Annotated in this window: 25 protein-coding genes; 3 read left to right on the top strand and 22 right to left on the bottom strand. The window is 63.8% G+C overall.

Annotation, left to right across the window (positions count from 1 at the left end; translation table 11 throughout):
- Positions 1-43 precede the first annotated feature (43 nt).
- The 12 genes from O3301_RS07515 to flgB all read right to left on the bottom strand — a co-directional run bounded on the left by O3301_RS07515 (position 44) and on the right by flgB (position 11,585).
- Entirely contained in the window at positions 44-496 is a 453-nt protein-coding gene (locus tag O3301_RS07515) for a MarR family winged helix-turn-helix transcriptional regulator (RefSeq protein WP_369812178.1), read from the bottom strand.
- A gap of 155 nt (positions 497-651) precedes the next feature.
- Positions 652-1,893, bottom strand: coding sequence for a flagellar hook-associated protein FlgL (flgL, locus tag O3301_RS07510; protein WP_180278709.1), 1,242 nt, complete (start codon positions 1,891-1,893; stop codon positions 652-654).
- A gap of 52 nt (positions 1,894-1,945) precedes the next feature.
- Positions 1,946-3,913 carry a flagellar hook-associated protein FlgK gene (gene flgK, locus O3301_RS07505; protein WP_099666860.1) on the bottom strand — a complete coding sequence of 656 codons (1,968 nt, stop codon included), beginning with the start codon at positions 3,911-3,913 and terminating at the stop codon, positions 1,946-1,948.
- An 88-nt stretch (positions 3,914-4,001) separates the two neighbouring features.
- Positions 4,002-4,928 carry a flagellar assembly peptidoglycan hydrolase FlgJ gene (gene flgJ, locus O3301_RS07500; protein WP_289911195.1) on the bottom strand — a complete coding sequence of 309 codons (927 nt, stop codon included), beginning with the start codon at positions 4,926-4,928 and terminating at the stop codon, positions 4,002-4,004.
- A gap of 10 nt (positions 4,929-4,938) precedes the next feature.
- Entirely contained in the window at positions 4,939-6,054 is a 1,116-nt protein-coding gene (locus O3301_RS07495) for a flagellar basal body P-ring protein FlgI (protein ID WP_099666858.1), read from the bottom strand.
- Positions 6,055-6,056: 2 nt separating this feature from the next.
- Entirely contained in the window at positions 6,057-6,707 is a 651-nt protein-coding gene (locus O3301_RS07490; protein ID WP_099377950.1) for a flagellar basal body L-ring protein FlgH, read from the bottom strand.
- A 50-nt stretch (positions 6,708-6,757) separates the two neighbouring features.
- On the bottom strand, positions 6,758-7,540 hold the full coding sequence (gene flgG / locus O3301_RS07485; protein ID WP_034754070.1) for a flagellar basal-body rod protein FlgG: 783 nt from the start codon (positions 7,538-7,540) through the stop codon (positions 6,758-6,760).
- A 72-nt stretch (positions 7,541-7,612) separates the two neighbouring features.
- The gene (locus O3301_RS07480; protein ID WP_070253727.1) at positions 7,613-8,356 is read right to left on the bottom strand and encodes a flagellar basal body rod protein FlgF; all 744 of its coding nucleotides are present in this window, start codon (positions 8,354-8,356) and stop codon (positions 7,613-7,615) included.
- A gap of 60 nt (positions 8,357-8,416) precedes the next feature.
- On the bottom strand, positions 8,417-9,964 hold the full coding sequence (locus O3301_RS07475; RefSeq protein WP_099666857.1) for a flagellar hook protein FlgE: 1,548 nt from the start codon (positions 9,962-9,964) through the stop codon (positions 8,417-8,419).
- Positions 9,965-10,017: 53 nt separating this feature from the next.
- A complete protein-coding gene (locus tag O3301_RS07470) occupies positions 10,018-10,713 on the bottom strand; it encodes a flagellar hook assembly protein FlgD (protein WP_099666856.1) in 696 nt (231 codons plus the stop codon).
- A 15-nt stretch (positions 10,714-10,728) separates the two neighbouring features.
- On the bottom strand, positions 10,729-11,130 hold the full coding sequence (flgC, locus tag O3301_RS07465; RefSeq protein ID WP_071075845.1) for a flagellar basal body rod protein FlgC: 402 nt from the start codon (positions 11,128-11,130) through the stop codon (positions 10,729-10,731).
- A 2-nt stretch (positions 11,131-11,132) separates the two neighbouring features.
- Positions 11,133-11,585, bottom strand: coding sequence for a flagellar basal body rod protein FlgB (gene flgB / locus O3301_RS07460; protein ID WP_099666855.1), 453 nt, complete (start codon positions 11,583-11,585; stop codon positions 11,133-11,135).
- 191 nt (positions 11,586-11,776) lie between these two features.
- On the opposite strand from flgB, the gene flgA reads away from it, so the two are divergent.
- The 3 genes from flgA (at position 11,777) to O3301_RS07445 (ending at position 13,368) form a co-directional block, all read left to right on the top strand.
- Complete coding sequence (gene flgA / locus O3301_RS07455) at positions 11,777-12,472, top strand: flagellar basal body P-ring formation chaperone FlgA (RefSeq protein WP_099666854.1); 696 nt, start codon at positions 11,777-11,779, stop codon at positions 12,470-12,472.
- Between the two features lie 111 nt (positions 12,473-12,583).
- The gene (gene flgM / locus O3301_RS07450) at positions 12,584-12,892 is read left to right on the top strand and encodes a flagellar biosynthesis anti-sigma factor FlgM (RefSeq protein WP_034787161.1); all 309 of its coding nucleotides are present in this window, start codon (positions 12,584-12,586) and stop codon (positions 12,890-12,892) included.
- Positions 12,893-12,900: 8 nt separating this feature from the next.
- Complete coding sequence (locus O3301_RS07445) at positions 12,901-13,368, top strand: flagella synthesis protein FlgN (protein WP_099666853.1); 468 nt, start codon at positions 12,901-12,903, stop codon at positions 13,366-13,368.
- A gap of 17 nt (positions 13,369-13,385) precedes the next feature.
- On the opposite strand, the gene O3301_RS07440 is transcribed toward O3301_RS07445, so the two are convergent.
- From O3301_RS07440 to flhB, 10 genes are all read right to left on the bottom strand, one after another.
- Positions 13,386-13,880 carry a type II CAAX prenyl endopeptidase Rce1 family protein gene (locus tag O3301_RS07440; protein WP_305056016.1) on the bottom strand — a complete coding sequence of 165 codons (495 nt, stop codon included), beginning with the start codon at positions 13,878-13,880 and terminating at the stop codon, positions 13,386-13,388.
- A 186-nt stretch (positions 13,881-14,066) separates the two neighbouring features.
- The gene (locus O3301_RS07435) at positions 14,067-14,954 is read right to left on the bottom strand and encodes a hypothetical protein (RefSeq protein ID WP_305056015.1); all 888 of its coding nucleotides are present in this window, start codon (positions 14,952-14,954) and stop codon (positions 14,067-14,069) included.
- Positions 14,955-14,997: 43 nt separating this feature from the next.
- Entirely contained in the window at positions 14,998-15,360 is a 363-nt protein-coding gene (locus O3301_RS07430) for a translation initiation factor Sui1 (protein WP_305052932.1), read from the bottom strand.
- Positions 15,361-15,424: 64 nt separating this feature from the next.
- Positions 15,425-16,207: a flagellar motor protein MotD gene (gene motD / locus O3301_RS07425; RefSeq protein WP_305053148.1), complete on the bottom strand. Its 783-nt coding sequence runs from the start codon at positions 16,205-16,207 to the stop codon at positions 15,425-15,427.
- A 5-nt stretch (positions 16,208-16,212) separates the two neighbouring features.
- Positions 16,213-16,959: a flagellar motor protein gene (locus tag O3301_RS07420; protein ID WP_099666849.1), complete on the bottom strand. Its 747-nt coding sequence runs from the start codon at positions 16,957-16,959 to the stop codon at positions 16,213-16,215.
- Positions 16,941-17,672 carry an RNA polymerase sigma factor FliA gene (locus O3301_RS07415; RefSeq protein WP_077407859.1) on the bottom strand — a complete coding sequence of 244 codons (732 nt, stop codon included), beginning with the start codon at positions 17,670-17,672 and terminating at the stop codon, positions 16,941-16,943. The genes O3301_RS07420 and O3301_RS07415 overlap by 19 nt, the downstream gene beginning before the upstream one ends.
- A gap of 45 nt (positions 17,673-17,717) precedes the next feature.
- Complete coding sequence (locus O3301_RS07410; protein ID WP_099666848.1) at positions 17,718-18,581, bottom strand: antiactivator of flagellar biosynthesis FleN protein; 864 nt, start codon at positions 18,579-18,581, stop codon at positions 17,718-17,720.
- Complete coding sequence (gene flhF, locus O3301_RS07405) at positions 18,574-19,902, bottom strand: flagellar biosynthesis protein FlhF (protein WP_305056014.1); 1,329 nt, start codon at positions 19,900-19,902, stop codon at positions 18,574-18,576. The genes O3301_RS07410 and flhF overlap by 8 nt, the downstream gene beginning before the upstream one ends.
- 268 nt (positions 19,903-20,170) lie before the next feature.
- Positions 20,171-22,267 carry a flagellar biosynthesis protein FlhA gene (flhA, locus tag O3301_RS07400; protein ID WP_077407865.1) on the bottom strand — a complete coding sequence of 699 codons (2,097 nt, stop codon included), beginning with the start codon at positions 22,265-22,267 and terminating at the stop codon, positions 20,171-20,173.
- On the bottom strand, positions 22,264-23,457 hold the full coding sequence (gene flhB, locus O3301_RS07395; RefSeq protein WP_092608479.1) for a flagellar biosynthesis protein FlhB: 1,194 nt from the start codon (positions 23,455-23,457) through the stop codon (positions 22,264-22,266). Before flhB ends, flhA begins: the two co-directional genes overlap by 4 nt.
- Between the last annotated feature and the right edge of the window lie 65 nt (positions 23,458-23,522).

The raw sequence follows: 23,522 nt of genomic DNA, 5'->3' as shown, positions 1-23,522 counted from the left end.
CGTGCGGGCTCCTTGCCGGGGTCGTGGTGGAAAATTCAGCGGATCACTCCGCCAAGCGTTTGAGTAATGCCACCGCACGGTTCAGTTCGGTGACTTCGTCCGGCGTGAGCCGGGTTTCGATGGTGCGCGCCAGCCAGTCTTCGCGCGCGGCACGGCTGGCCGCGATCCAGACGCGGCAGCTGTCCGTCAGGGTCAATATCGTCTGGCGTCCGTCTGCCGGGTCGGGCGACCCCGTCACCATCCGCGCCTCGGTCAGCGCCAGCACGGTGGCGGCCATCGACTGGGGCCGCATGCCTTCGGCGCGCGCCAGGCTGCTGGCCGTGGCGGGGCCGTCGCGTTCAAGACGGCTGAGCACGGATGCCTGCGACATGCTGACATCGCCCAGGTGCGCCTCTTCGCGCAGGCGGCGGCGCAGCTTGCCGACCAGGATGCGCAATTCGCCGGCCAGTTGCAGAACTTGTTCGTGGTCTTCTTGCGGGGTGGTCATGGCAGTCATGTAGTGGATCAACGGCCTCCACTATAGCAGATATGCAGATAGACTGCACAGTTTGCCTGTATATCTTGCCAGAACGGCCATCTTGCGGACGTAAAAAAGCCGGGGCGGGAGATGTCCTCCCTGCCCCGGCTTGCCGGTTATCCGATGCGGGCCGCTTAGCTGATGTAATTGAACAGCGACAGGCCCGAGATCGAGGTAAACGACTTCTGCGCCGCCTGCAGGGTGATCTGTTGCTGGCTGAACAGGGAAATCGCCTTCACCATGTCCAGGTCCTGCAAGCCCGACAGGGTGCTCGCATATTGCAGGTCGAGGTCGTCGCCGGCGCTGTCGAGCGTGTCAAGTTCCTTCAGGCGCGAACCGACTTCCGCGCGCACCGACAGCACGTTGTCGTAAGCCGTATCGAGGATGTCGTGCGCCGCGTTCAGACCGGCCGTCAGGCGCGCCTGTCCCGCGTCGCCCGAGGCCGGCTGGCCCAGCACACCGATCAGGTTGGTAATCGTGCTAAAGATCGATTCCTTGCTGCTGGGCTCCAGGGTGAATTTGTCCAGGTCGGCCGGCTTGCCCGCGACATTGACTTGCTGGCCGTCAAAGTTGATGGCATCGCCCGACTTGTAGGCCACCGGCACGGCCGGATTCGGGATGGTCTGGCCCAGGGTCACGTCCGTCACGGTATAGGTCGTGACGGCGGCGGTGCCCGTGCCCGTCACCTGGAAATCGATCGAGTACTTGTGCCCCGTCAACTTGGTGGGATCGGTGACGGTGCCGCCGGAAATGATGCCGGCGCCGCCGCGCGTGAAGTTGCCCGGATCGGCCGCCGTGGTGAACTTGCCGTTGCCCGTCAAATTATTCTCGAACACGGCCGCGCCCGAATCGCTGGTGGCCAGGTAGCGGGCCGAGCCCACTTGCAGTTCGCGCTGCCCCTGGTCACCTGCGTAGGTGGCGCCGCCCGGCGTCTGGCTGAACGGTTGCGTCGTCGACTTGTAGCCGCCGAACAGGTAGCCGCCCGCGTTGTCGGACGTGTTGGCGATGCCCAGCAGGTCCGTCAAACGGCCCTGCAGTTCCGTGGCCAGGCTCTGGCGGTCGACATCCTTCAAGGCCGGATTACCGGCTTTGAGCACCAGTTCCTGCACGTCGGCGAGCAGCGAGGTGGTGCTGGCCAGGGCCAGCTCTTCCTGCGAGAGGAAATTCTTGGCGTTCGAGCGGTTCGTCACGAATTGCGTGTTGATCGTTTGCGACTGCGTCACTTCCAGCGCGCGCGCCGAGGCGATCGGGTCGTCGGCCGGCGTCAGGTTGCGGCGATTCGCCGACAGCTGCATCTGACTACGGTTCAACGCGCCCTGCAGGTTGTTCAGCTGCGTGCTGCCCGCGTCATAGATCATTTTGGTACTGATGCGCATGATGCTGCCCTTCCTGATAGCGGCGGGGCGCTAAGCGCCGCCGCTTGAATAATTAACGTCCGAGGCCGATGACCACGTCGAACAGGGTGCTGGCGATCTGCATGACCTTGCCGCAAGCCTGGTAGGCTTGCTGGTAGCGCAGCAGATTGGCCGCCTCTTCATCGAGGTTGACGCCGGAGACGGCTTGCTGCTGCGTGCTGGTTTGTTGCAACAACGCAAGACTGGCCAAGCCGCTGACCTGTACTTCGCGCGTCTTGTTGCCGACAAAACTGACGGTTTCCGCGTACGAACCCTGGAACGTGGCCTTGCCGCCGTCGAGAATGTTTTTCGTCTGCAAGCCCGCCAGCAGGGAGGCATTGCGGTTGTCGCCCACGCCGCCCGAGTTCGGCCCGATGGTGAACTTATCGCCCTGCGCGGGCGCCCCCGTCATGTTGACGTTGATGCCGCCAAAGCTGAAGCTGTCGCCTTCCGTGTACGGGATGTTCGCCGTCCCGGCCGGATACGTGGTGGTGGCGCCATTCAAGCCTTTCACGGTCACGGCCTGGCCCGCGGGGAAACCCGACAGCGAAGTGGTCGCCTTGTCGTACGTCAAGGTGACGGGGCCCGTCAAGGCGTTGCCTGGCGTCAAATACGCCTTGTCCACGCTACCTGCGCCCAGCTTGCCGCTACCCGTGTTGCTGACGGGCGCAGCCGTGACGATGGGCGCGCCGGCGGCCAGCTTGTTGCGGTCGGTAATCGCCACGGCCAGGTCGGAAGCGCCGTGCGCCGTCGGCCTGACCATGAAGTTGTCGCCTTCGGCGGCCGCGCCCGAGATCGAGAAATCCACGCCGTCGATGGTTTGCGGCACGGTTTGCGGATACGGGTTGATGGTCGTTTTCGCGCCGTCGCTCTGGCGCGTCACCACATAATTGGAGCCGTCATACTTGACGGCATAATCGCTGGCCGTCAGCTTGGTCGGATCGCTGACCTTGGCCGACAGAACGGTCGTGCTGGTCGCATTGTTGCGGTAGTCGGCGCCGATGACGGGATCGGGCAACTTGAAGAAGTCGGTCCCCATGTCGCCATTCAAGTCCTGGCCCAGCTTGTGCTGCTCATTGAAGGTGGACGCCAGTGCGATGGCGACCTTGCCCAGCGAATTCTGGATGCGGTCCAGGCTGCCGCTGCGGAATTCCAGCAAGCCGCCCAGCGCACCGCCGCTGAGGGAGCTTTCCGACAGTTTGCTGACGCTCGAGCCCGTCACATAGCCGATGTCCAGGCGGTTCGGGTCCGTCGGCGACGGTGTGGTGGCCAGTTCAAAGTTCTTGTCGCCCACCACCAGCGGCTGGCCCGAGCCGATCGAAACGGTAATCGAGTTGCCGGCGCCAGGCTGAACAGTTGCCTTGACGTATTTGTTCAGTTCCGTGATCAACTGGTCGCGCTGGTCCAGCAAATCGTTGGGCTGATTGCTTTCATTCACGGTCAGGTTGGTAATCGAGGTATTCAGTTCCGCGATCTGCTTGGCGTAGGAATTGATCACCTTGACGTTCGACGTGATCTGCGAATTGACGCCGTCGCCGATCTCCGTCAGGCGCGCGCTGAGGCCCTGGAAACGGGCCGTCAGCGAGTTTGCGCTCGACAACAATGCCTGGCGCGACGAGACGGACGAGGGATTCGAGCTGAAATCCTGCACGCCCTTGAAGAAATCGGCCATCGCCGGCGACAGCCCGGCCGTCGGGTCCGCCAGCATATTGTCGATCTGGGTGATCTGCGTGTAATACGCGTCGAGCGAACTGGTGGCCGACTGCGCGGCATTCACCTGGGCCGCCATGAAACCGTCGTACTGGCGCTTGACTTGCGATACCTCGGTACCATTGCCAACAAAGCCATAACCGGCATTGTTGAACTGCGCCGTCTGCTGCAGCACCACCTGGCGGTTGTAACCGTCCACGTTGGCATTGGTGATGTTATGCCCGGTCGTCGACAGGCCCACCTGCGCTGCAAGCAAACCGCTCTTACCGATGCTGAGTAGATTCGAAGTCATGGTGTCTTATTGGTTACCGTCAAATGTATTTACGGCAGCCGCGGCGAAAACTTGAAGCGCGCGGCTTGCACGGGGGCAAGGCGGGGCGTCAGCCGACCAGAGAATTTTTAATGATTTTTGTCAATTTGGCAGCGTAATTCGGGTCCGTCGCATAACCGGCTTTCTGCAAGCCCTGGGCGAAGGTGCTGGCGTCGCCCGCGCTGGCCAGGACTTTTTCGTAGCGTTTGTTGTTGGTAATCAACTGCGCATAATCCTTGAAGCTGTCGGCATAGCTGTCATAGGCGCGGAATTTTTCCACCTTGCGCTGCGCCTTGCCATTCACGTATTCCGTGGTGACGGCTTCCGTGACCTTGCCCTTCCAGTCGCTGGAAGCCTTGATGCCGAACAGGTTGTGGCTGCTGCTACCGTCGCGGCTGATGATTTCGCGCTTGCCCCAGCCCGTTTCCAGCGCCGCCTGGCCCAGCATGAACTTGGCCGGGATGCCCGTGGCGCGGCTGGCTTCTTCCGCATGCACGCCCAGCTTTTCCTGGAAGGCGCGCACGTGCGGCGCCTGCGTGGCGTTGGCCTTGTCGCTCAGGGTCTTGCCGCTGGCGGCGGCGCTGCCGCTCCCCTCGGCGAGGGCGCCCTGCTGCTGGCGGAAGGCGGCCAGCGCCTGCGCCATGCTCGAGGAACGGGGCGACGGCGCTTCGGCGCCATCGGCGGCCAGCGCCTGGTTCGACGACGACAATTGGCGGATCAGCACATCCGCCAGGCCCGTGCCCCGCTTGGCCAGGTTCTGGCTCGTCTGCTGGTCCAGCATCGAGGTGTACATCTTGCTTTGCTGGCTATCCATGATGCCGTCCTGCGGCGTGGCTTCGCGCATGCTTTTCATCATCATGTTGATGAACATGGCTTCGAATTGCGTGGCCGCCTCTTTCAGGGCGGCGGGGTCCTTCGCCTTGGCGGACTGGCGCAAGCCATCCATGCCCTTGACGTCATAGGCGGCGGTATTGCTGAGGTCGGTTTGACTGATCATGGCGTGCCCATCAAATGATTTCAAGTTCGGCGCGCAGCGAACCGGCCGCCTTCATCGCCTGCAGGATGGCCAGCAAGTCTTGCGGCGAGGCGCCGATGGCGTTGAGGGCCTTGACCACGTCGGACAGCGAGGCGCCGCCCTTGACCAGCATGACCTTGCCCGGTTCCTTCTTGATATCGATCTGCGCCGTCTGCGTGACCACCGTGCGCCCGCCCGACAAGGGGGCCGGCTGGCTCACTTGCGGCTCGACATTGATGGTGACGGACAGGTTGCCGTGCGAAATGGCGCACGTTTCCAGAGTCACGGACTGGTTCATCACGACGGAACCGGTGCGCGCATTCATGATGACCTTGGCCGCCAGGCGGGCCGGGTTGACTTCGATGCTTTCCAGCTGGCCCAAAAAGGACACGCGCTGGTCGCTGCCGCTCGGCGACTGCACCTGGATCACGCGGCCGTCGAGCGCGGCGGCCGTGCCGGCGCCGTAGCGGCTGTTGATGGCGTCGACCACGCGGCTGGCGGTGGCGAAATCGGTGGCGTTCAATTCCAGGCGGATAGTGTTGTTGGCGCCCAGCGCCGAAGGCACGGTGCGCTCGACGGTCGCGCCGCCCGAGATGCGTCCCACGCTCAGGTGATTGATGACGACGGAACTGCCGGCCGCCTGCGCGCCCACGCCGCCCACCAGCACGTTGCCTTGCGCCATGCCGTACACCTGGCCATCGGCGCCCTTCAGCGGCGTCATCAATAAAGTGCCGCCGCGCAAGCTTTTCGCATTGCCCATCGACGACACCGTCACGTCGAGCAACTGGCCCGGCTGGGCAAACGCGGGCAAGGCCGTCGTCACCATCACGGCGGCCACGTTTTTCAGCTGCAAACTAGTGCCTTGCGGCAAGTTGATGCCCTGCTGCTGCAGCATCGCCGCCACGCTCTGGATGGTGAACGGGGTTTGCGTGGTCTGGTCGCCGCTGCCGTCGAGGCCGACGACGAGGCCATAGCCCATCAGCTGATTCTGGCGCACGCCGGCGATGCTGGCCAGGTCCTTGATGCGTTCGGCTTGCGCCACGGGCGCCAGCAGGGAAATGGCCAGGCCGAAAATGGCGAGAAAGCGGGGAAAGGTCGACGTTGCCATGATCAGAACGGCAACAGGCTGAGGAAGAAGCGCGACGCCATCGAGGCCATTTCGGCGCGGTCGATCTGGCTGTTGGTGCGGTATTCGACGCGCGCTTCGGCCACCTGGGTCGAGGGCACGACATTGCCCGTGCCGATGGTGTCCGGATTGACCATGCCCGAGAAGCGGATGAATTCCGTGCCCTTGTTCATGGCAATCTGTTTTTCGCCGGCGACGATCAAGTTTCCGTTTGGCAATACCTCGATCACCGTCACGCCGATGGTGCCGGAAAACGTGTTGCTGGCGGACTGGTTGTCGCCATCGGCAAATTTCGTCGCGCCATTCGCCGCCACGGTGCCGCCGAAACGGCCCTGGGCGAAGCCGGGCGTGGAAAAGCCCACGCTGCCGGACTTGTTGCCGGAACTGGCGCCCGCCTTGACGGCATTCGTGCGCTCGGTGATGGCGATCGTCATCGTGTCGCCCACGTGGCGCGCGCGGCGGTCTTCGAAGGCGGGACGGTAGGTCGACGGCTGGTAGATGGAACCGTTGTTGACGACCACGGGTTCCGGCATCGGCGCGCGCGTGGTGGTGGGATATTGCACGATGGACGTAGGCGTGATGGCGCAGCCGGACAGCAGGACTGCAGAGAACAAAGCGATGATGGGGTATTGCATGGCGAACCTCCGCTGCCATCCGGCGGCGGATGGCATGACGACTATGAAAATTAAAGTTGCGACAATTTCTGCAGCATTTGATCGGATGTGGTGATGGCCTTGCTGTTGATCTCGTAGGCGCGCTGCGTCTGGATCATGTTGACCATTTCCTCTGCCACGTTGACGTTCGACGTCTCGATATAGCCCTGCATCAGCACGCCGGCGCCGTTCGTGCCCGGGGTGTTGGTTTGCGCCACGCCGGAGGCGCCCGTTTCCATGTACAGGTTTTCGCCCTTCGATTCCAGGCCGGCGGGGTTGACGAAAGTGGTCAGTTGCAACGAGCCGATTTGCGATGGCGCAACAGTGTCGGGCAAGGTGACGGACACGGTGCCGTCGCGCGCCACGGTCAGGCTCAGCGCATTGGTCGGCACGGTGATGGCGGGCTGGATGACGAAGCCTTCCGAGGTGACGAGCTGGCCGTTGGCGTCCGTCTGGAACGAACCGTCGCGCGTGTAGGCGGTAGCGCCGTCCGGCATCAGCACCTGAAAGAAACCGGTACCGTTGACCATCACGTCGCGCGAATTGCCCGAGGCCTGGGGATTGCCCTGCGTATGGATGCGTTCGGTCGCCACGGTGCGTACGCCCGTGCCGATCTGCAAGCCCGATGGCAGCTGGGTCTGCTGCGACGATTGCGCGCCCGGCTGGCGCACATTTTGATACAGCAAGTCTTCAAACACGGCGCGCGACTTCTTGAAGCCCGTGGTGCTGACGTTGGCCAGGTTATTGGCGATCACGTCCATCTGCGTTTGCTGCGCTTCCAGGCCGGTCTTGGCAATCCAAAGGGAACGAATCATGATATTTCTCCAATAACAGCGCTAACCAGCCCTGTAGACTATTTCTATGCGACCATTATGCGGTGGCCCCCATCAATTCAAAGCGAGGATCTGGGTGGCTTTCGCCGCGTTATTCTCGGCATTCTTCAACAAGCTCATTTGCGTTTCGAACTGGCGCGCCAGGGCGATCATGCTGACCATCGAGTCGACGGGACTGACATTGCTGCCTTCCAGCGCACCGGTGGTCAGCTTGACGGCCTGGTCGGCCTGCGCCACCGTGCCATCCTTCAGGCGGAACAGACCGTCGTCGCCGCGCACCAGTTGCTGCTCGGGCGGGTTGACCAGCTTGATGCGCCCCAGCACCGTCGAGGGGCCGGGCGGCACGTCCGTGGAAATCGTGCCCACCGTGCCGTCGCTGGCGATGGCCACCGTCACGCCGGGCGGAATCGCCATGGGGCCCGTGTCGCCCTGCACCATCAGCCCGCCCTGCGTTTGCAGCATGCCGTTTTCATTGAGCTTCAGGGCGCCGTTGCGCGTATAGGCTTCGGAACCGTCGGCCGACTGCACCGCGATCCAGCCGCCGTTTTCCACGGCCACGTCGAGCGCGCGGCCCGTGTGCTGCATAGGACCTTGCGTGAAATCGGAACCGACCGTCGAATCGACGACGAAGGCGCGCGTCGGCATCATGCCGTCGGCCACCACGGGCACGGCGCGGAACGAGTCGAGCTGGGCACGGAAACCCGTGCTGGTGGCGTTCGCCAGGTTGTTCGCCGTGGTCGCCTGCTTGTCGAGGATGTGCTTGGCGCCCGAGCCGGCGGTGTAGATGAGACGGTCCATGTGTTTTCTCCGTGCAAAACGAAAGCCGGGAGCAGTCCGAAAGAACCGCTCCCCTTACTCTTAACGCAGGTTGACTAAGGTTTGCAGGACGGAATCCTGCGTCTTGATGGTCTGCGCATTCGCCTGGTAAGCGCGCTGGGCCGTGATCATGTTGACCAGCTCCGCCGTCAGGTCGACGTTCGACACTTCCACCGCCGAGGCGCGCAAGTTGCCCAGGGTGCCAGTCTTCGGCTCGCCCGTGATGGGCTTGCCCGAGGCCGAGCTTTCCACCCAGGCGTTGTTGCCCAGCGGTTCCAGGCCGTTCGGGTTGGTAAAGTTGCTCAACACCACTTGGCCCAGGGCGCGCGTCTTGCCATTGTTGTACTGGCCCTGGATGACGCCGTCGTCACCGACGATGAATTGGCTCAGCTGGCCCGCCTTGTAGCCGTCCGCTTCCGTTTTCTTTTCCGCCGTGGTGGTGCCCAGCTGGGTCGACCTGGTGAAATCGACCTGGACCGACAGGGTCGCATTCGCGCCCGTGGCCGGGAAGATCGGCAGGTTGACGGTAACGGGCAAGGTTTGCGGCGGCGTCAGGGCCAGCATGGCGGCCCGGTCCAGGCTGCCGACCGTGTTGAAGACCAGAGAACCTGTCTTTACGGCCGGCACCACGGTCACGTTGCGGATGGCCTCGTCGATCTGGTCGGGCGTGCGGCTCGAGTTGACGCCGTTCGGCACTGCGCTGCCGTAGGTGGCGGCGATGGCGGCCAGTTGCGCCGGCGTGGCGCCCGCGGCGGCGGCGGCGGCCGAGACGGCGGCACCGACCGCATTGCCATAGGCGACGGCGGCGGCCGTCACGTTGGCCGGCACCAGCGGCACGGCCGTGGCGGCGGCCTGGTAGGCGGCGCGCGCGGCCAGCGAGGCTGGGTCCGTCTGCAGGGCGGCCGCGACTTTCATGCTGGTCACTTCCGTGCCGTCAATGGCCGAGTAGACATCCCAGGTGTTGGTGCCCGTCTTGACATAGAAATTCGCCATGTTGTGGGAATTGCCCAGCGAATCGAAGACTTCGACGGGGAACTGCTTGTGGTAGGAGGTGTCGTCCGTCGACTTGAACGGCACCGTGGTCGGCATGGCCGTGTTCGAATTGAGGTTGACTTGCGTGTCGACCTTGGTCGTTGCCTGGGGCTTCATGTCCGACTGGTCGATCTGCAGGGGCACGACGGCGCCGGCGACGATCTTGCCGTTGACGTCGGCCGGATAGCCGGTCAGCTGCGCCAGCTGGGCGTTGACGATGAAACCGCTCTTGTCGACCTGGAACTGGCCATTGCGCGAATACTGGATGGCGCCATTCACGCTGGTACGGAAGAAACCGCCGCCATTGATGGCGATGTCGAGGGGATTTTGCGACGTTTCCAGGTTACCCTGGTTAAATTGCTGGGCGATTTGCGAGACCGACACGCCGATCCCCGCCTGGTTGCCGCCCACGCCATACAGCGAATTGGCATAAATGTCGGCGAACTGGGCCTGCGACTGCTTGAAACCCACGGTCGACGAGTTGGCGATGTTGTTGCCGATGACGTCCAGCGATTTGGCGGCGCCATTCAAGCCGCTCAGGCCTTGTTGGAAAGACATTGTGTTCTCCTGGTAGAAATTAGGGGTAGAGGGTCACGCTAAGGGGAAGCGGCTTACAAAATCTGTTTCACGTCGGCCATGGTGATGCTGCCCACGCCCGGCACATTCAATTTCACGCCATTGGCGCCCGTCGACACGCTGGCGACCGAACCGAACATCAGCGCCGTTGCATCCTTGAGCTTGGTGCCGCCGCGCGTCGCTTCCACGGCGAAGGTGTAGGCGCCGTCGGCCAGCACGACCGGCTTGCCATCCTTGTCGAGGTCGGCGGTGGAACCGTTCCAGCCCAGCGGCAAGGTGCCCGCCGGCTGGGCGCCCAGGTCGATGGAATGGACTTCCTTGCCATCCTTGTAGATGACGACCTTGACCTTGTCGGCGGCCGTGGCCAGGTCCACGCCCAGCAGCGCGGCGCTCTTGCTCAGGTTGATGTCCTTGCCCGCCGTCAAGACGCCATGGCCGATGATGTTGGCCGCCTGCATCGATTCGGCTTGCTGGTAGCTCGCTTTCAAGCTTTCCACGGTGGTATTGAGCTTGTTGACGCCCGTCACCGTCGACAGCTGGGCCAGCTGGCTGGTCAGCTGTGCATTGTCCAGCGGATTCATCGGATCCTGGTTTTTCAGCTGGGTAACCAGCAGGGTGAGGAATTTGTTCGTTTCCGCTTCGACACTGCCTGCCTCGGCCGTCGTCTTCTTCGGATTCATCGTCGCCATCAGGTCGGTGACTTTGGAGGTGTTCGTATCGATGATTGCCATAATGATCAGTCAGCCTTACTGGCCGAGGGTGAGGGTTTTCAGGAGCAGCGACTTGGCCGCGTTCATGGTTTCCACGTTGGTCTGGTACGAGCGCGAAGCCGACAGCATGTTGACCATTTCGTCGACCGTATTCACGTTGGGCATGGTGACGTAGCCCTTCTCGTCGGCCAGCGGGTTCTTCGGGTCGTAGACCAGCTTCATCGGCGACGGGTCTTCGATCACCTTCTGCACCTTGACGGCCGTGGCGCCGTTGGCCATGGGCACGGCTTCGAACACCACCTGCTTGGCGCGGTAGGCTTCGCCCGTGGCGCTGGTGGCGCTGTCGGCATTGGCCAGGTTGCTGGCCACCGTGTTCAGGCGCTGCGCCTGGGCGCTCATGGCCGAACCGGAAACATTGAAGATATTAAATAGCGACATGATTATTGTCCTCCCTGGATGGCCGTCAGCATGCCCTTGATCTGCGAATTGAGGAACGTCACGGCCGCCTCGTAGCGGATGGCATTGTCGGCAAACGCATTGCGCTCGAGATCCATGTCGACCGTATTGCCGTCGACGGCGCCCTGGGCCGGCGCGCGGTACAGCAGCGGCGTGCCGTCGGCCAGGGTCTCGACCTTGCCGCCACCGGGTGCGCCCGCAGCTGCGGCCACGCCCTTGCCCGGCATATGCTGCGGTGCCGTGCCCTTCAGGGCCGGCGGCACGCCATCCTTGCGCGCCATCGCCCCCTTCAGCGCGGCGGCGAAATCGACGTCGCGCGCCTTGTAGTTGGGCGTGTCGGCATTGGCGATATTCGAGGCGAGCAATTCCTGGCGCGTCGAGCGCAGGCTCAGCGCCGTCTCGTTGAAGCGCATGTAATCGTCGAGTTTCCCTATCATGTCAGGCTCCGGAAAGATCTGCCACTGGCGCCCGAGATGGCGGAAGGATGGCGGATTAGTGATGACAGGAAACATAGTAAGGTGCCCACCAGCAAGACCATCGCCGGATCAGACCGTACTTTTACCCCTTAATCGGCGCTTCGAACGGGGCGGCGCGCACTATCATGGCACTATTCCAGAGGCCTATCACCATGAAAACACCGCTCGCTTTCTTCTTTGCTTTTGCCGCCCTGCCACTGCTGGCGCAGGCGCAAAACGCCGGCCGGCAAACGCCGGAAGCGCTGCGTAACAGCGTGGAACAATTCCTGCAAGTGCAAAGCAACGGCTTGCCCGGCAAGGTGACGGTCACCGTCGGCGCCGTCGATCCGCGCCTGAACCTGGCTGCCTGCCCCGCGCCGCAGGCGTTCATGGCGCCGGGCGCGCGCGCCTGGGGCAAGACCACCGTCGGTGTGCGCTGCACGGCGCCCTCCAGCTGGACTATTTATTTACAAGCGAACGTGGCCGTCGTCGGCGACTACGTGGCCAGCGCCGTGCCGCTGGCGCAAGGACAAGCCATCGACGCCAGCCAGCTGGTGACGATGCAGGGCGACCTGGCCGCATTGCCGGCAGGCATCGCCACCGACATGGCCCAGGTCGTGGGCGCCAGCACGAATATTTCCTTGCCGCCAGGCACACCGATGCGCCTCGACACCCTGCGCCGCAAGCCGGTGGTCATGCAAGGCCAGCTGGTGCGCGTCGTTTCGAGTGGTAACGGTTTCCAGGTGGCATCAGAAGGGCGCGCCATCGGCAGCGCCGGCGATGGCCAGACGGTGCAGGTACGCACGCAGAGCGGCCAGCAGATCAGCGGCGTAGCGCGGGCTGGCGGCCTGGTGGAGGTGGCGTTTTAAACACGGATGGACAGCGATATTGTGGTCTGGCGCACTAAAGTTTCGGCAAAAGGTGCCGATAATGACACATATCCCGGAGTTTTTTGACTTCGACCAGACGAGGATCACGCTGTGAAAATTACCGATAACACCATTAAAAGCAATCCCGGCCTGCCGGTGGCGCCCGCGAGTACCTCCGGCGCCCGGAATGCCGAGAAAGCCCAGGCAACACCGACAACGTCGGACAATGTACGCCTGTCGCCGCAAGGACAGGCATTAGCGGCCAGTGCAACTGCCGGCAGCGGCGCCGTGTTCGACACGAAGAAAGTCGAACGCATCAAGCTCGCGATCGCCGACGGCCAGTTCCAGGTCAACTCAGAAAAAGTGGCGGACGGTCTCCTCGACACGGTCAAGGACTTGCTGCACTCACGAAATAGATAGGTTCCCTCATGCAATCAGTGACTCCGTTTTCCAGCCTGCGCGACGAGCAACAGCTCATGACCACATTGCTGGCATTGATGAAAGAAGAACAGCGGCATCTGGTTGCGGCTGACATCGATGCAATCACGGAACTCACGGCGCGCAAGACGGCACTGGTAGGACAATTGAGCCAGCTGGCGGCGCAACGCCACCAGGCGCTGGCGGCAGCCGGTTTCACGGCGGCCGAAGCGGGCATGGAAGACTGGCTGGTCGGCGCCAATGAAGCCGACGCGGCGCCCCTGTGGAAAGCCCTGCTCGAGACGACGCGCGAAGCCAAGGAGCAAAACCGCCTGAACAGCCTGCTCGTCAACAAGCACATGCTGCACACGCAAGGCGCCCTGAACGCCATGCGCCCCCCGGCCCAGAGCGGCAATTTCTACGGCCCCAGCGGCCAACCGACGACGAACACGGCCAGCCGGCGCGTCGTCATCGGCTAACAGCCTTGATTCGACGCTCATCCCAACAAATCGGGAAACACGAACGACCCGCACAGTATTAATCCATTGCTGCACGCATGCGCCGTGGCCGCCGCCACATAGGCGGGCGCCAGGCCCAAGCTGCGCGCCGCCAAGTAGCTGGCCGCGAAGATACCTCCGGCAATCAAAGTCATGCTGGCATGCAAAATGCCGGAGCCGCCCATGACATGCAAGAGGGAAAACAGTATCGCGCTGGCCAACAGGCTATAGCCGGCACGCACCTTGTAGCGGCGCAACACTTCAAGCGGCAGCCACTGCCCGATGAGCGTCTCGAACAATGGCGCCCAGACGACGACTGTCCAGAATATCCGGACCGTACCGGCACCTTCCAGCGATGATGAAGCGGAGCCGCCCAGCTGCTGTGGCGAGAACAAGGCCAGGGCTGCCAACAGCAACAGCATGGCAATGAAAAAATTGACGGCGCCCGCGCACAAGCCCAGGCGCATGGCGCCCCGCATGGGGCGCTTTGCCATGCTCGCCCGCAGCGCAGCCAAGTTGCCAGCCAGTCGTGGCATCGGCAAGTTCGTCGCTTTCAACATCCGTGTATTGCTCCTCATGGCGTACCCTGCCCACATGGGCACATATACGACCATCATAGCCCGGCACAGCCATGCGAAACCACATCAATTGTTGCAAAAAAGCATACAGCCCAGCGTATGTCAGCCGTGCGCGGCACGCCCCGCATGCTGGCGGTATTTCGCCACGATGGCTTGCGCCCTGGCGCTGGCGGCCGCTTGCTGCTCCGGCGTCAGTTCCGCCTGCAGCCAGTGCCAGTATTCGTCCTGGTAGGGATTGGTGACGCCGGGCGCGAGGATATCGTCGTAGACCTGGCGCAGCGCCAGCAGGTAGCCATACGCTTGCGGCGCATCCTTGCGCACCACGTCGCCATCGCGCAGGTAGGCCATCATCAGGGTAGCCACGCTGGTCAGTTCCGCCTCGTCCGCCTGCGCCGTCAACTGGGCGATCGCTTGCCGCTTCCACGCCTGCACCAGCGGATCGTCGGGACGGTTGCGCAGCGCGCTGCGGTCGCCGAACGGCCCTTCCGACAGGAAGATGGTCGCCGCGCCGGGCACGCCCGCCCTGGCGGCAGTCGCCAGGTAGCCGAGGCGGTCCTCGCGCTGGCGCTGCGTCAGGCCCGCGCACAGCTGCTGCTGGGCGGCTTTTTCCTGCGCCGTCATCTCGCGCCCCAGCTCGAATTCCATCCCCGGCAAGCGCCCTTCCTGCTGGAAGACGATGCAATCGTCGAGCAGGTTATATGCCGCATACGCGTCTTCCGGCTTGCCGCTGGCCGCCAGACGTTCGAGCTGCTGCGCCAGGGTGACGGGCATCGGCGCGGCATCGGCGACCGGGCTGGCATCGATATTCAGATACGATTCCAGGCTGCGTCCCGCCGACGCGCCTGCGGCGGAGGTGGCGGCAGCTTCCGGCGCGCCGCTCTCGGGAGCGGGCCAGTACACGAGCGCCAGCGCTGCCGCGATAGCGGCGGCGATGGCCAGGCCGGTGAATTTGACGTTCATGGTGAGGAAGCGCGTGGATGGGAAACGCACGTTACCACAGGCGCGCGGCGGCGGGCCGCACGCCTCCGCACGCTCAGCCGCCGGCCTTTTTCGGCTGGTGGCCCAGCTTGGCCAGCGCAGCCAGGATGGCGTCGACATGGTCGCCCTGCACTTCGATCACGCCATCCTTGACGGTGCCGCCCGAGCCGCACTGCGTGCGCAACTGCTTGCCCAGCAGGGCCAGCGCGGTGGCGTCCAGCGGCAAGCCCTTGACCACGGTGACGCTCTTGCCGCCACGGCCCTTGGTCTGGCGCGAGACGCGCACCACGCCATCGCCCGCGGGCGCCGCCTTCGCTTGCGCCTTGCACGCGCACTGCGCCAGCGGCTGGCGGCAGGCGGGACACATGCGGCCCGTTTCAGTGGAATAGACGAGACCGCCCAGGGAGCTACTTTTCATGAGGAAACGATAAAAGAGGAAGAAAGCGCGATTGTACCAAGCGGCAGCCCGCAGTTGACGAGCGTCAATTGGCCGGCGCAGGCGCCACGGGCGCCGTCGGCACTTCCGTCACCGTTTCGGGGATGCCCGACAAAATCGTCACGGCGACCCGGCGGTTGCGCGCGCGCCCTTCCGGCGTGGCGTTCGGCGCCACGGGGATATTGTCGGCGTGGCCCACGGCCGTCAGGCGCGACGCCTTGACGCCGCTGGCGATGAACAGGCGCACCACGGCGCTGGCGCGCGCGGCCGACAACTCCCAGTTCGAGGCAAAGGTCGAATTGCTGATCGGCTGCACATCCGTATGCCCTTCCACCTGCACGTCGTGCGTGTCGTCCTTGAGCAGCACGGCCACGGCGCGCAAGGCCTGGTCCGATTCCGCCGTCAGGCCCGCCGCGCCCGGATCGAACAGCACGCTGGCATTGATTTCCACGCTCACGCCGCGGCTCGTCTGCGTGACCCGCACCTTGCCTTCCTTGACCAGCGGCGCCAGGGTCGACGTCAGGTCCTGCGCCAGGCGCGTCATGTGTTCGCGCTCGCGGCGGATGGCTTCCGTGCGGCGTTTCAGGGCGGGATTGGGCAACGGGATGGCCTGCGGCGCTTCCATGATGATGGGCGGCGCGCCCTTTTCCAGGCTGAAGGCCTGGCCGATGGCGCTCTGGAAGACGCGGTATTTTCCTTCGTTAACTTGCGAAATCGCATACATGACGACGAAAAAGGCGAACAGCAGGGTGATGAAGTCGGCGTACGAGATCAGCCAGCGGTCCTGGTTATCCGGTTCCTCGTCATACTTCCTGCGCGCGCGCCGCATCATGGTCAATGCTCGTGCAAGAGGCTGGACACGCGCTCTTCGATGATGCGCGTGTGGTCGCCCGTGGCGATGTCGTACAGCACGGCGGCCGTGATTTCATACTGCACCACGCGGCGCGAAACGATGGCCTTGAGTTTATTGGCCACCGGCAGGAACAGCAGGTTGGCCAGGCCCACGCCATAGATGGTGGAGACGAAGGCCACGGCGATGCCGCCGCCCAGCTTGCTGGGGTCGGTGAGGTTTTCCATCACGTGGATCAGGCCCAGCACGGCGCCCAGGATGCCAATGGTGGGCGAATAGCCGGCCGCCGATTCCCACACCTTGACGGCCTGGCGCTCGGCCATTTCGTAGGCGGAGATTTCCACGTCGAGCAGCTGGCGCAGCTTGTCGGGCGCGATGCCGTCGACGATCATGCGCAAACCCTTGGCATTGAAGCGGTCGGCCGTGTTTTCCATCAGGCGTTCGAGCGCCAGCGGGCCGTCGCGGCGCGCCGTCAGGCTCCATTGCCCGATGTCGCGCGCCAGCGCGGCGCGCGTGTCCGACGGCGGCAGGAAGACCCAGCGCAGCATTTCCAGGCCGCGCACGAAGGTGCGCAGCCGCGTCTGCAGCAGCACGGCGCCGAAGGTGCCGACGATGACGATGGCAAAGGCGGCCGGCTGCAGCAGGGAGGCCATCTTGCCGCCTTCCAGTGCCTGGCCGACCAGCAGGCCCGCCAGCGCCAGCGCCAGCCCGATTACGCTGGACCAGTCCACGCCAGCTCCCTCAAGGTTGCGCGCAGGCGCGCGACGGCCTGGGTATGCAGCTGCGAGACGCGCGATTCGGATACGCCCATCACCGCGCCGATCTCCTTCAGGTTCAGCTCTTCTTCGTAATACAGGCCCATGAGTATTTTCTCGCGTGGCGGCAGCGCGTCGATGGCATCGATCACGGATTGCCGGAAATCGGTATCGAGCAGGGAACGCAAGGGGTCGCTGTCCTCGTCCACGCAGTGGCGGTCGAGGAAGCTGTCATTGCCGTCCGGGTCATGAAAGTCTTCGTAGTACACGAGCTGGTGGCCGCCGCCGTCGCCCAGCATTTCCTGGTAGTCGGCCAGCGACATTTTCAGCAGCTTCGCCACTTCCGACTCGGTCGGCGGATGGCCGAGGCGCTGCTGCAGGGTGCTCATCGCCTCTTCGATCTTGCGCATGTTCTGGCGCATGCTGCGCGGCAGCCAGTCGCTGGTGCGCAATTCGTCGAGCATGGCGCCGCGGATGCGCAGCACGGCATACGTCTCGAACTGCGCGCCATGCGTCTCTTCATAGCGCGTAATGGCATCGAGCAGGCCGATCATGCCGGCCTGGATCAGGTCATCGACCTCGACCGAAGGCGGCAATTTCGCCTTCATATGGTGCGCCAGACGCTTCACCAGCGGAATGTGCTCCGTCAGCAAATAGTCCTTGTTCGATTTCCCTTTGACCGTGTACATAGGCTGCTTATTGTTTTCTCATCTTATCTGGTGCTGCGGTTCGATTCAGGCGCTGAACTGGTGCGGGCTCCCCGTCTGGTACAAGGTGCCGCCAAGCACCGGCGCCGCCGAACGGGCCAGCCGCTCGGCCAGTCCGCGAAACGCCACCGACGCTCCCGCCAGCGGAAACGCATCGACCACGCTGCGGCCCAGCCGCGCCGCGCGGTGCAGATACTCGTCGGCAGGCACGGAACCCATCGAAGTCAGCTTCACGGCCAGGTAGCGGCTCGCCGCCTGCGCCATATTATCGTATACCACTTTTGCTTCGGATTCGGAAGCGCCGGTGACGAGAATGCCGAACGGACGGCGTCCCAGTTCCTGGCTCAGGCGCTTGATCAGGCAGTACGCCGCCTTGATCGAGGTGGCGCTGGTCGAGACTTGCACGACGATATCCGACGATGCCATCAGCGGCACGGGGAAGCAGGCCCCCTCGTCCGCCACGACGCCGTCGACCAGCACGATGCCGCTCTGGCGCGCCAGCACCTCGAACGTCTTGCCCAGGCGGCGCAGTTCATCCTCGCCCGCATAATCCATGCTGTCCATCAAATGGTTGCGCGCGCCCAGGCTGGCCACGCCGAAGCCTTGCGGCACCTGGTGGATGACCTGGTTCAAGCCGCACTGCTGGCGCGCCACGTCGCGCAGGCTGGCGCCGTGCGCCAGTCCCAGGCGCGATGCCACGCCATCGCTGCCGCCGCTGGCGTCGAGCAGCAGCACGTCATTGCCGCCGTAGACGAGCGACGCGCCCAGGTTGACCAGCATGGCGCCCTTGTCGTCCTGCGGCGTGGCCGAGAGGAACGTCATGACGCGCGGCTGCGGGCCGGCCAGCATGCGACGCAAGCCTTCGGCCTGGTCGAAATCGAAATTAGCCAAGGTGCACCCCGCGCGCTTCATTGTTGCGGGCGGCCGCCTGCGCCATCAGCAGCGGCAGTTCGGCGTCGGAAAACTGCGTCGCCGCCGCATCGCGCTTGAGCTTGAAGGCACGGTCGATCAGGTAGCCGCGGTCGGCCAGGTACAGGTCTTCCGGCACGCGCTGGCCGTTCGACACATAAAACAGGTTCAGCTTCTGGCGGATCACCACGTCGAGCACATTGCCGATCGAGGCCGCTTCATCGAGCTTGGTCATGATGCAGCCGGCCAGGCCGCTGCCCTGATACGCGCGCACCACTTCGTTCAACGTTTCCTGCGTGGCCGTGGAGTTCAGGCACAGCAGGCGCTTCACGTCGGCGCCGGCGCCCGACAGCATGGCCACCTGTTCCGTCACCATCTGGTCGCGCTGGCTCACGCCCACCGTATCGATCAGTACCGTATGCTTGTTCTTCAATTCTTTCAGGGCGATGCGCAAGTCCGCCTCGTCCTTCACGGAATGCACCATCACGCCGAGGATCTTGCCGTAGATGCGCAACTGTTCATGCGCGCCGATACGGTAGGCATCCGTGGTGATCAGCGCCAGCTTTTCCGGGCCGTGGCGCATCACGCAGCGGGCCGCCAGCTTGGCCGTGCTGGTGGTCTTGCCGACGCCCGTCGGGCCCACCAGGGCAAACACGCCGCCCTGCTCCAGCATGGCGTCTTCATTGGCCACAGTATTCAGGTTACGGCTCAGGACCGTCTTGATCCAGCGCATGCTTTGCGCGCCCTCGAGACCGGCCGGCAGCTTGTCGATCAGGTAGCGCGCCAGGCTGGCCGAGAAGCCGGCCGCCAGCATTTCGCGCAGCACGACGGCTTTTTGCGGCTCGCGCTGCTGCGTCGAACCCCACGAGATTTCCGCCAGCTGGGTTTCCATCATGCCGCGCATGGCGCGGATTTCATTCATCATGCCGCTCATCTCGGCGGCGGCGTTTTCCTTGACGTGCGCCAGCGCGCTGGCCATCATCTGCTGCATGCGAGCCATGTCCACTGGCTCGGAGGCAGCCTGGCGCGGCGCGGCAGGACGTGGCGCGGCCGGGCGCTGGGCCGGGGCGGCCGGACGCTGCGGCGTGGCGAACTGGGTCTGCAACTGGGGACGGGGCTGGGCCATTTCGGAGGCGGCCGGCGGCGAGGCCAGCGAAGCGGCGTCGTCATTGGCCAGCGCGAGGATTTCCACCACGCCATCGGCCTGGCGGTTCGACAGGATCACGGCATCGGGGCCCAGCGCTTCGCGCACCTTGCGCAGCGCATCGCGCGACGAGGCGCCCGTAAATTTCTTCACATTCATGACCGGCCTCCCAGGGCGGGGGTGGCGCAATATTGGCTGAACTGTGTGACCATCGTCGACTCCTGTTGCTTGAGTGCTGTCTTCCACATGGACACAGATCACCCGGACAGTTTCCATTATTAGCGATGCTTGCAGGAAATGATCGAAGGAACAGGACGGGAAAGTACCCGTTATTCAGTTTGCCGAGAGGAAATTGATGTTTATTTGACCAAAAGCAAGCACCGGGAGTCCGTCCCGCAGGAACCGACCCCGATGCCGCTCATCACAACTACTGCGCGCCCACCAGCGCCGTGACGCGGATGGTCTTGGTTTCCGGCACTTCCGCATGCGACAGCACTTTGAGCTGCGGCAAGGCGCGGCGCAGGAAACGCGACAGCAAGGCGCGCAGCGGCGCCGGCACCAGCAGCACGGGCGTCAGGCCCAGCGCTTCCTGTTGCTGGGCAGCCAGGCCCGCCTGGTGCGCGATGGTGTCGGCCAGGCCCGGCTCGATGCCGGCGCCGTCGCCGCCATTGCCCATCGCCTGCATCAGCAGCCGCTCCAGGCGGCTGTCGAGGGTCATCACGGACAGTTCGGCCGAGCCGGGGAACAGTTGCTGCACGATGGCACGGCCCAGGGCCACGCGCACCAGCGCCGTCAGGTCGTTCGGGTCTTGCGTGCTGACCGTATGCTCGGCCAGGGTTTCGATGATGGTGCGCATGTCGCGGATGTGCACGCCCTCGGCCAGCAGGTTCTGCAGCACCTTTTGCAAGGTCGACAGGGACAGCATCTTCGGCACCAGGTCTTCCACCAGGCGCGGCGACTCCTTGCCCAGGTGGTCGAGCAGCGATTGCACTTCCGCGCGGCCCAGCAGCTCGGAAGCGTGCGAGGTGATCAGGTGATTCAGGTGCGTGGCCACCACCGTCCCCGCGTCGACCACCGTGTAGCCCATCGATTGGGCCTGGTCGCGCAGGCTGGCGTCGATCCAGGTGGCGGGCAGGCCGAAGGCGGGGTCGTTCGTGGCCAGGCCGGGCAAGGTGCCGCTGGCCATGCCGGGATTAATCGCCAGGAACTGGCCGTTGAACGCTTCGCCCACGCCCACTTCCACGCCCTTCAGGGTGATGCGGTAGGCGGACGGTTTCAATTCCAGGTTGTCGCGGATATGCACGGGCGGCGCCAGGAAACCCACTTCCTGGGCAAATTTCTTGCGGATGCCCTTGATGCGCTTGAGCAATTCGCCGCCCTGCGTCTTGTCGACCAGGGGGATCAAACGGTAGCCCACTTCCAGACCCAGGGTATCGACGGGCATGATGTCTTGCCAGCTGGCTTCTTCCTGCTCGGGCGCCACGGTCGCTTGCGGCACTTCGGCCGGCTTTTCGGCCGCCGCCTTTTCCTGCGTGCGCTTCTTGCTGATCAGATAGGCGGAGCCGGCCAGCAGCGAGGCCAGCAGGATGAAGACCATGTTCGGCATGCCGGGAATCAAGCCCATGCCGCCGATGATGCCGGCGGTAATATAGAGCACTTGCGGTTTCGCAAACAATTGCCCCACCAACTGGGTGCCGATGTCCTGTTCGCTGGCCACGCGCGAGACGACGATACCGGCCGCCGTGGAAATGATCAGCGAAGGAATCTGCGCCACTAGGCCGTCACCGATGGCCAGCAAGGTGTAGTTCTTGAGCGCGTCGGCAAAACCCATGTCGTGCTGCAGCAAGCCCACCAGCAGGCCGCCGACGATATTGATGACGGTGACCATGATGCCGGCGATGGCGTCGCCGCGCACGTATTTGCTGGCGCCGTCCATGGCGCCATAGAATTCCGCTTCCTGCGCCACTTCCGTGCGGCGGCGGCGCGCTTCGTCTTCGCCGATCAGGCCCGCGTTCAGGTCGGCATCGATGGCCATCTGTTTACCAGGCATGGCGTCCAGCGCGAAACGGGCGCCCACCTCGGCGATACGGCCCGCACCCTTGGTCACCACCGTAAAGTTGATGATCGTCAAAATGATAAACACGACGATACCGACCGTGTAGTTGCCGCCGATCAAGAAGTGACCGAACGCTTCGATCACTTTACCGGCCGCGTCGGCGCCCGTATGGCCTTCCGTCAACACCACGCGCGTGGACGCCACGTTCAGCGACAGGCGCAGCATGGTCGACACGAGCAGGATGGTCGGGAACGCCATGAAGTCGAGCGGCTTGACCGTGTACAGCGCCGTCAGCAGCACGATGATGGACAGCGCGATATTAAAACTGAAGAAGATGTCGAGGATGAAGGCCGGCAGCGGCAGCACCATCATCGCCAGCAGCATGATGATGATGACAGGCGCGGCGATGCCCTTGCTGGCGTTGCCACCCATTCCGCTGAGCCAGGCTGGCATTCTCAGGCCGTTCATGGTGTACTTCCTTTATTCTTGTCTTCTGCGCCGGCTGCGGGCGGTGTCTGTGAGGCGGGATTCTGCGGGTCGAGCTCGGGCGGCACGTCGAGTTTCTTCGGCTTGTCGGGACGCTCGCCCTGGCCCTTGCCATAGCTGCGCAGCTGGAACACGTAGGCCAGCACTTCGGCCACGGCGCCGTACAGCGCCTCGGGAATCTCGTCGCCGATGTCCGTATGCTTGTACAGCGCGCGCGCCAGGGCCGGCGCTTCCAGGATGGCGACCTTGTGTTCGCCGGCCAGTTCGCGGATCTTCGCCGCCACCTCGTCGACGCCCTTGGCCACCACCTGCGGCGCGCCGCGCGAATTCTCGCCATACTTCAAGGCCACCGCGTAGTGGGTAGGGTTGGTCACCACCACGTCGGCCGTCGGCACGTCGGCCATCATGCGGCGGCGCGACATTTCATGCTGCATCTGGCGGATCTTCGCCTTGATCTGCGGATTGCCGTCCGATTCCTTCGACTCTTGCTTGACTTCCTGCAAGGACATTTTCATCTTGTTGGCGTAATGCCACATCTGGTACGGCCCGTCGATGGCGGCGATCAGGCCCAGCGCGCCGACGATCAGCAGGAAAGCCGTGATCAAGAGGCTGATCAGATGGGCCGAACCGGCGCGCAGGGATTCCACCGACAAGCCCAGCACGGCGTCCTTTTGATGCTGCATCACCATCCAGGCGACGACGCCCACGACGAGGGTCTTGGCGATGGCCTTGAGCAATTCCACCAGCGCATTCTTCGAAAACATGTTGCCCAGGCCGCGAATCGGGTTGAGCTTGCCAAAATTGGGTGTAAACGCCTTGGAACTGAACAGCCAGCCGCCCACCAGCACGGGCGAAGCCAGGGCGACGAGCATGATGGCCAGCGCGTACGGCAGGCACGTCAGCAGGACCGAGCCCACGTCATAGCCGATGCGCAACATCATCGCGTCGGGATTGAGTATCTGCTCCCGGTCCAGGGTCAGCCCGGACACCATGACGGCCGTCAACCGCCGCACGATGGCGTCGCCGGCAAACCACAGGCAACAGCCGGACGCCATCAACACAGTGAACGTTGCCACTTCACGCGATCGCGGAACGTCGCCTTCCTCACGCGCCTGCTCGAGGCGCTTCGGTGACGCGGCTTCGGTCTTTTCTGCGTCGCTGTCTTCCGACATCAATCAACTCCGGTGAAGTCCTGCAGCCTGGCTAGGCGCAATACGGACTGGGCATGTGGCATTAT

This window comes from Janthinobacterium sp. SUN211 (assembly GCF_030587315.1).
GTDB lineage: Bacteria > Pseudomonadota > Gammaproteobacteria > Burkholderiales > Burkholderiaceae_D > Janthinobacterium > Janthinobacterium kumbetense.
This window is presented reverse-complemented; position numbering and strand designations above follow the sequence as displayed.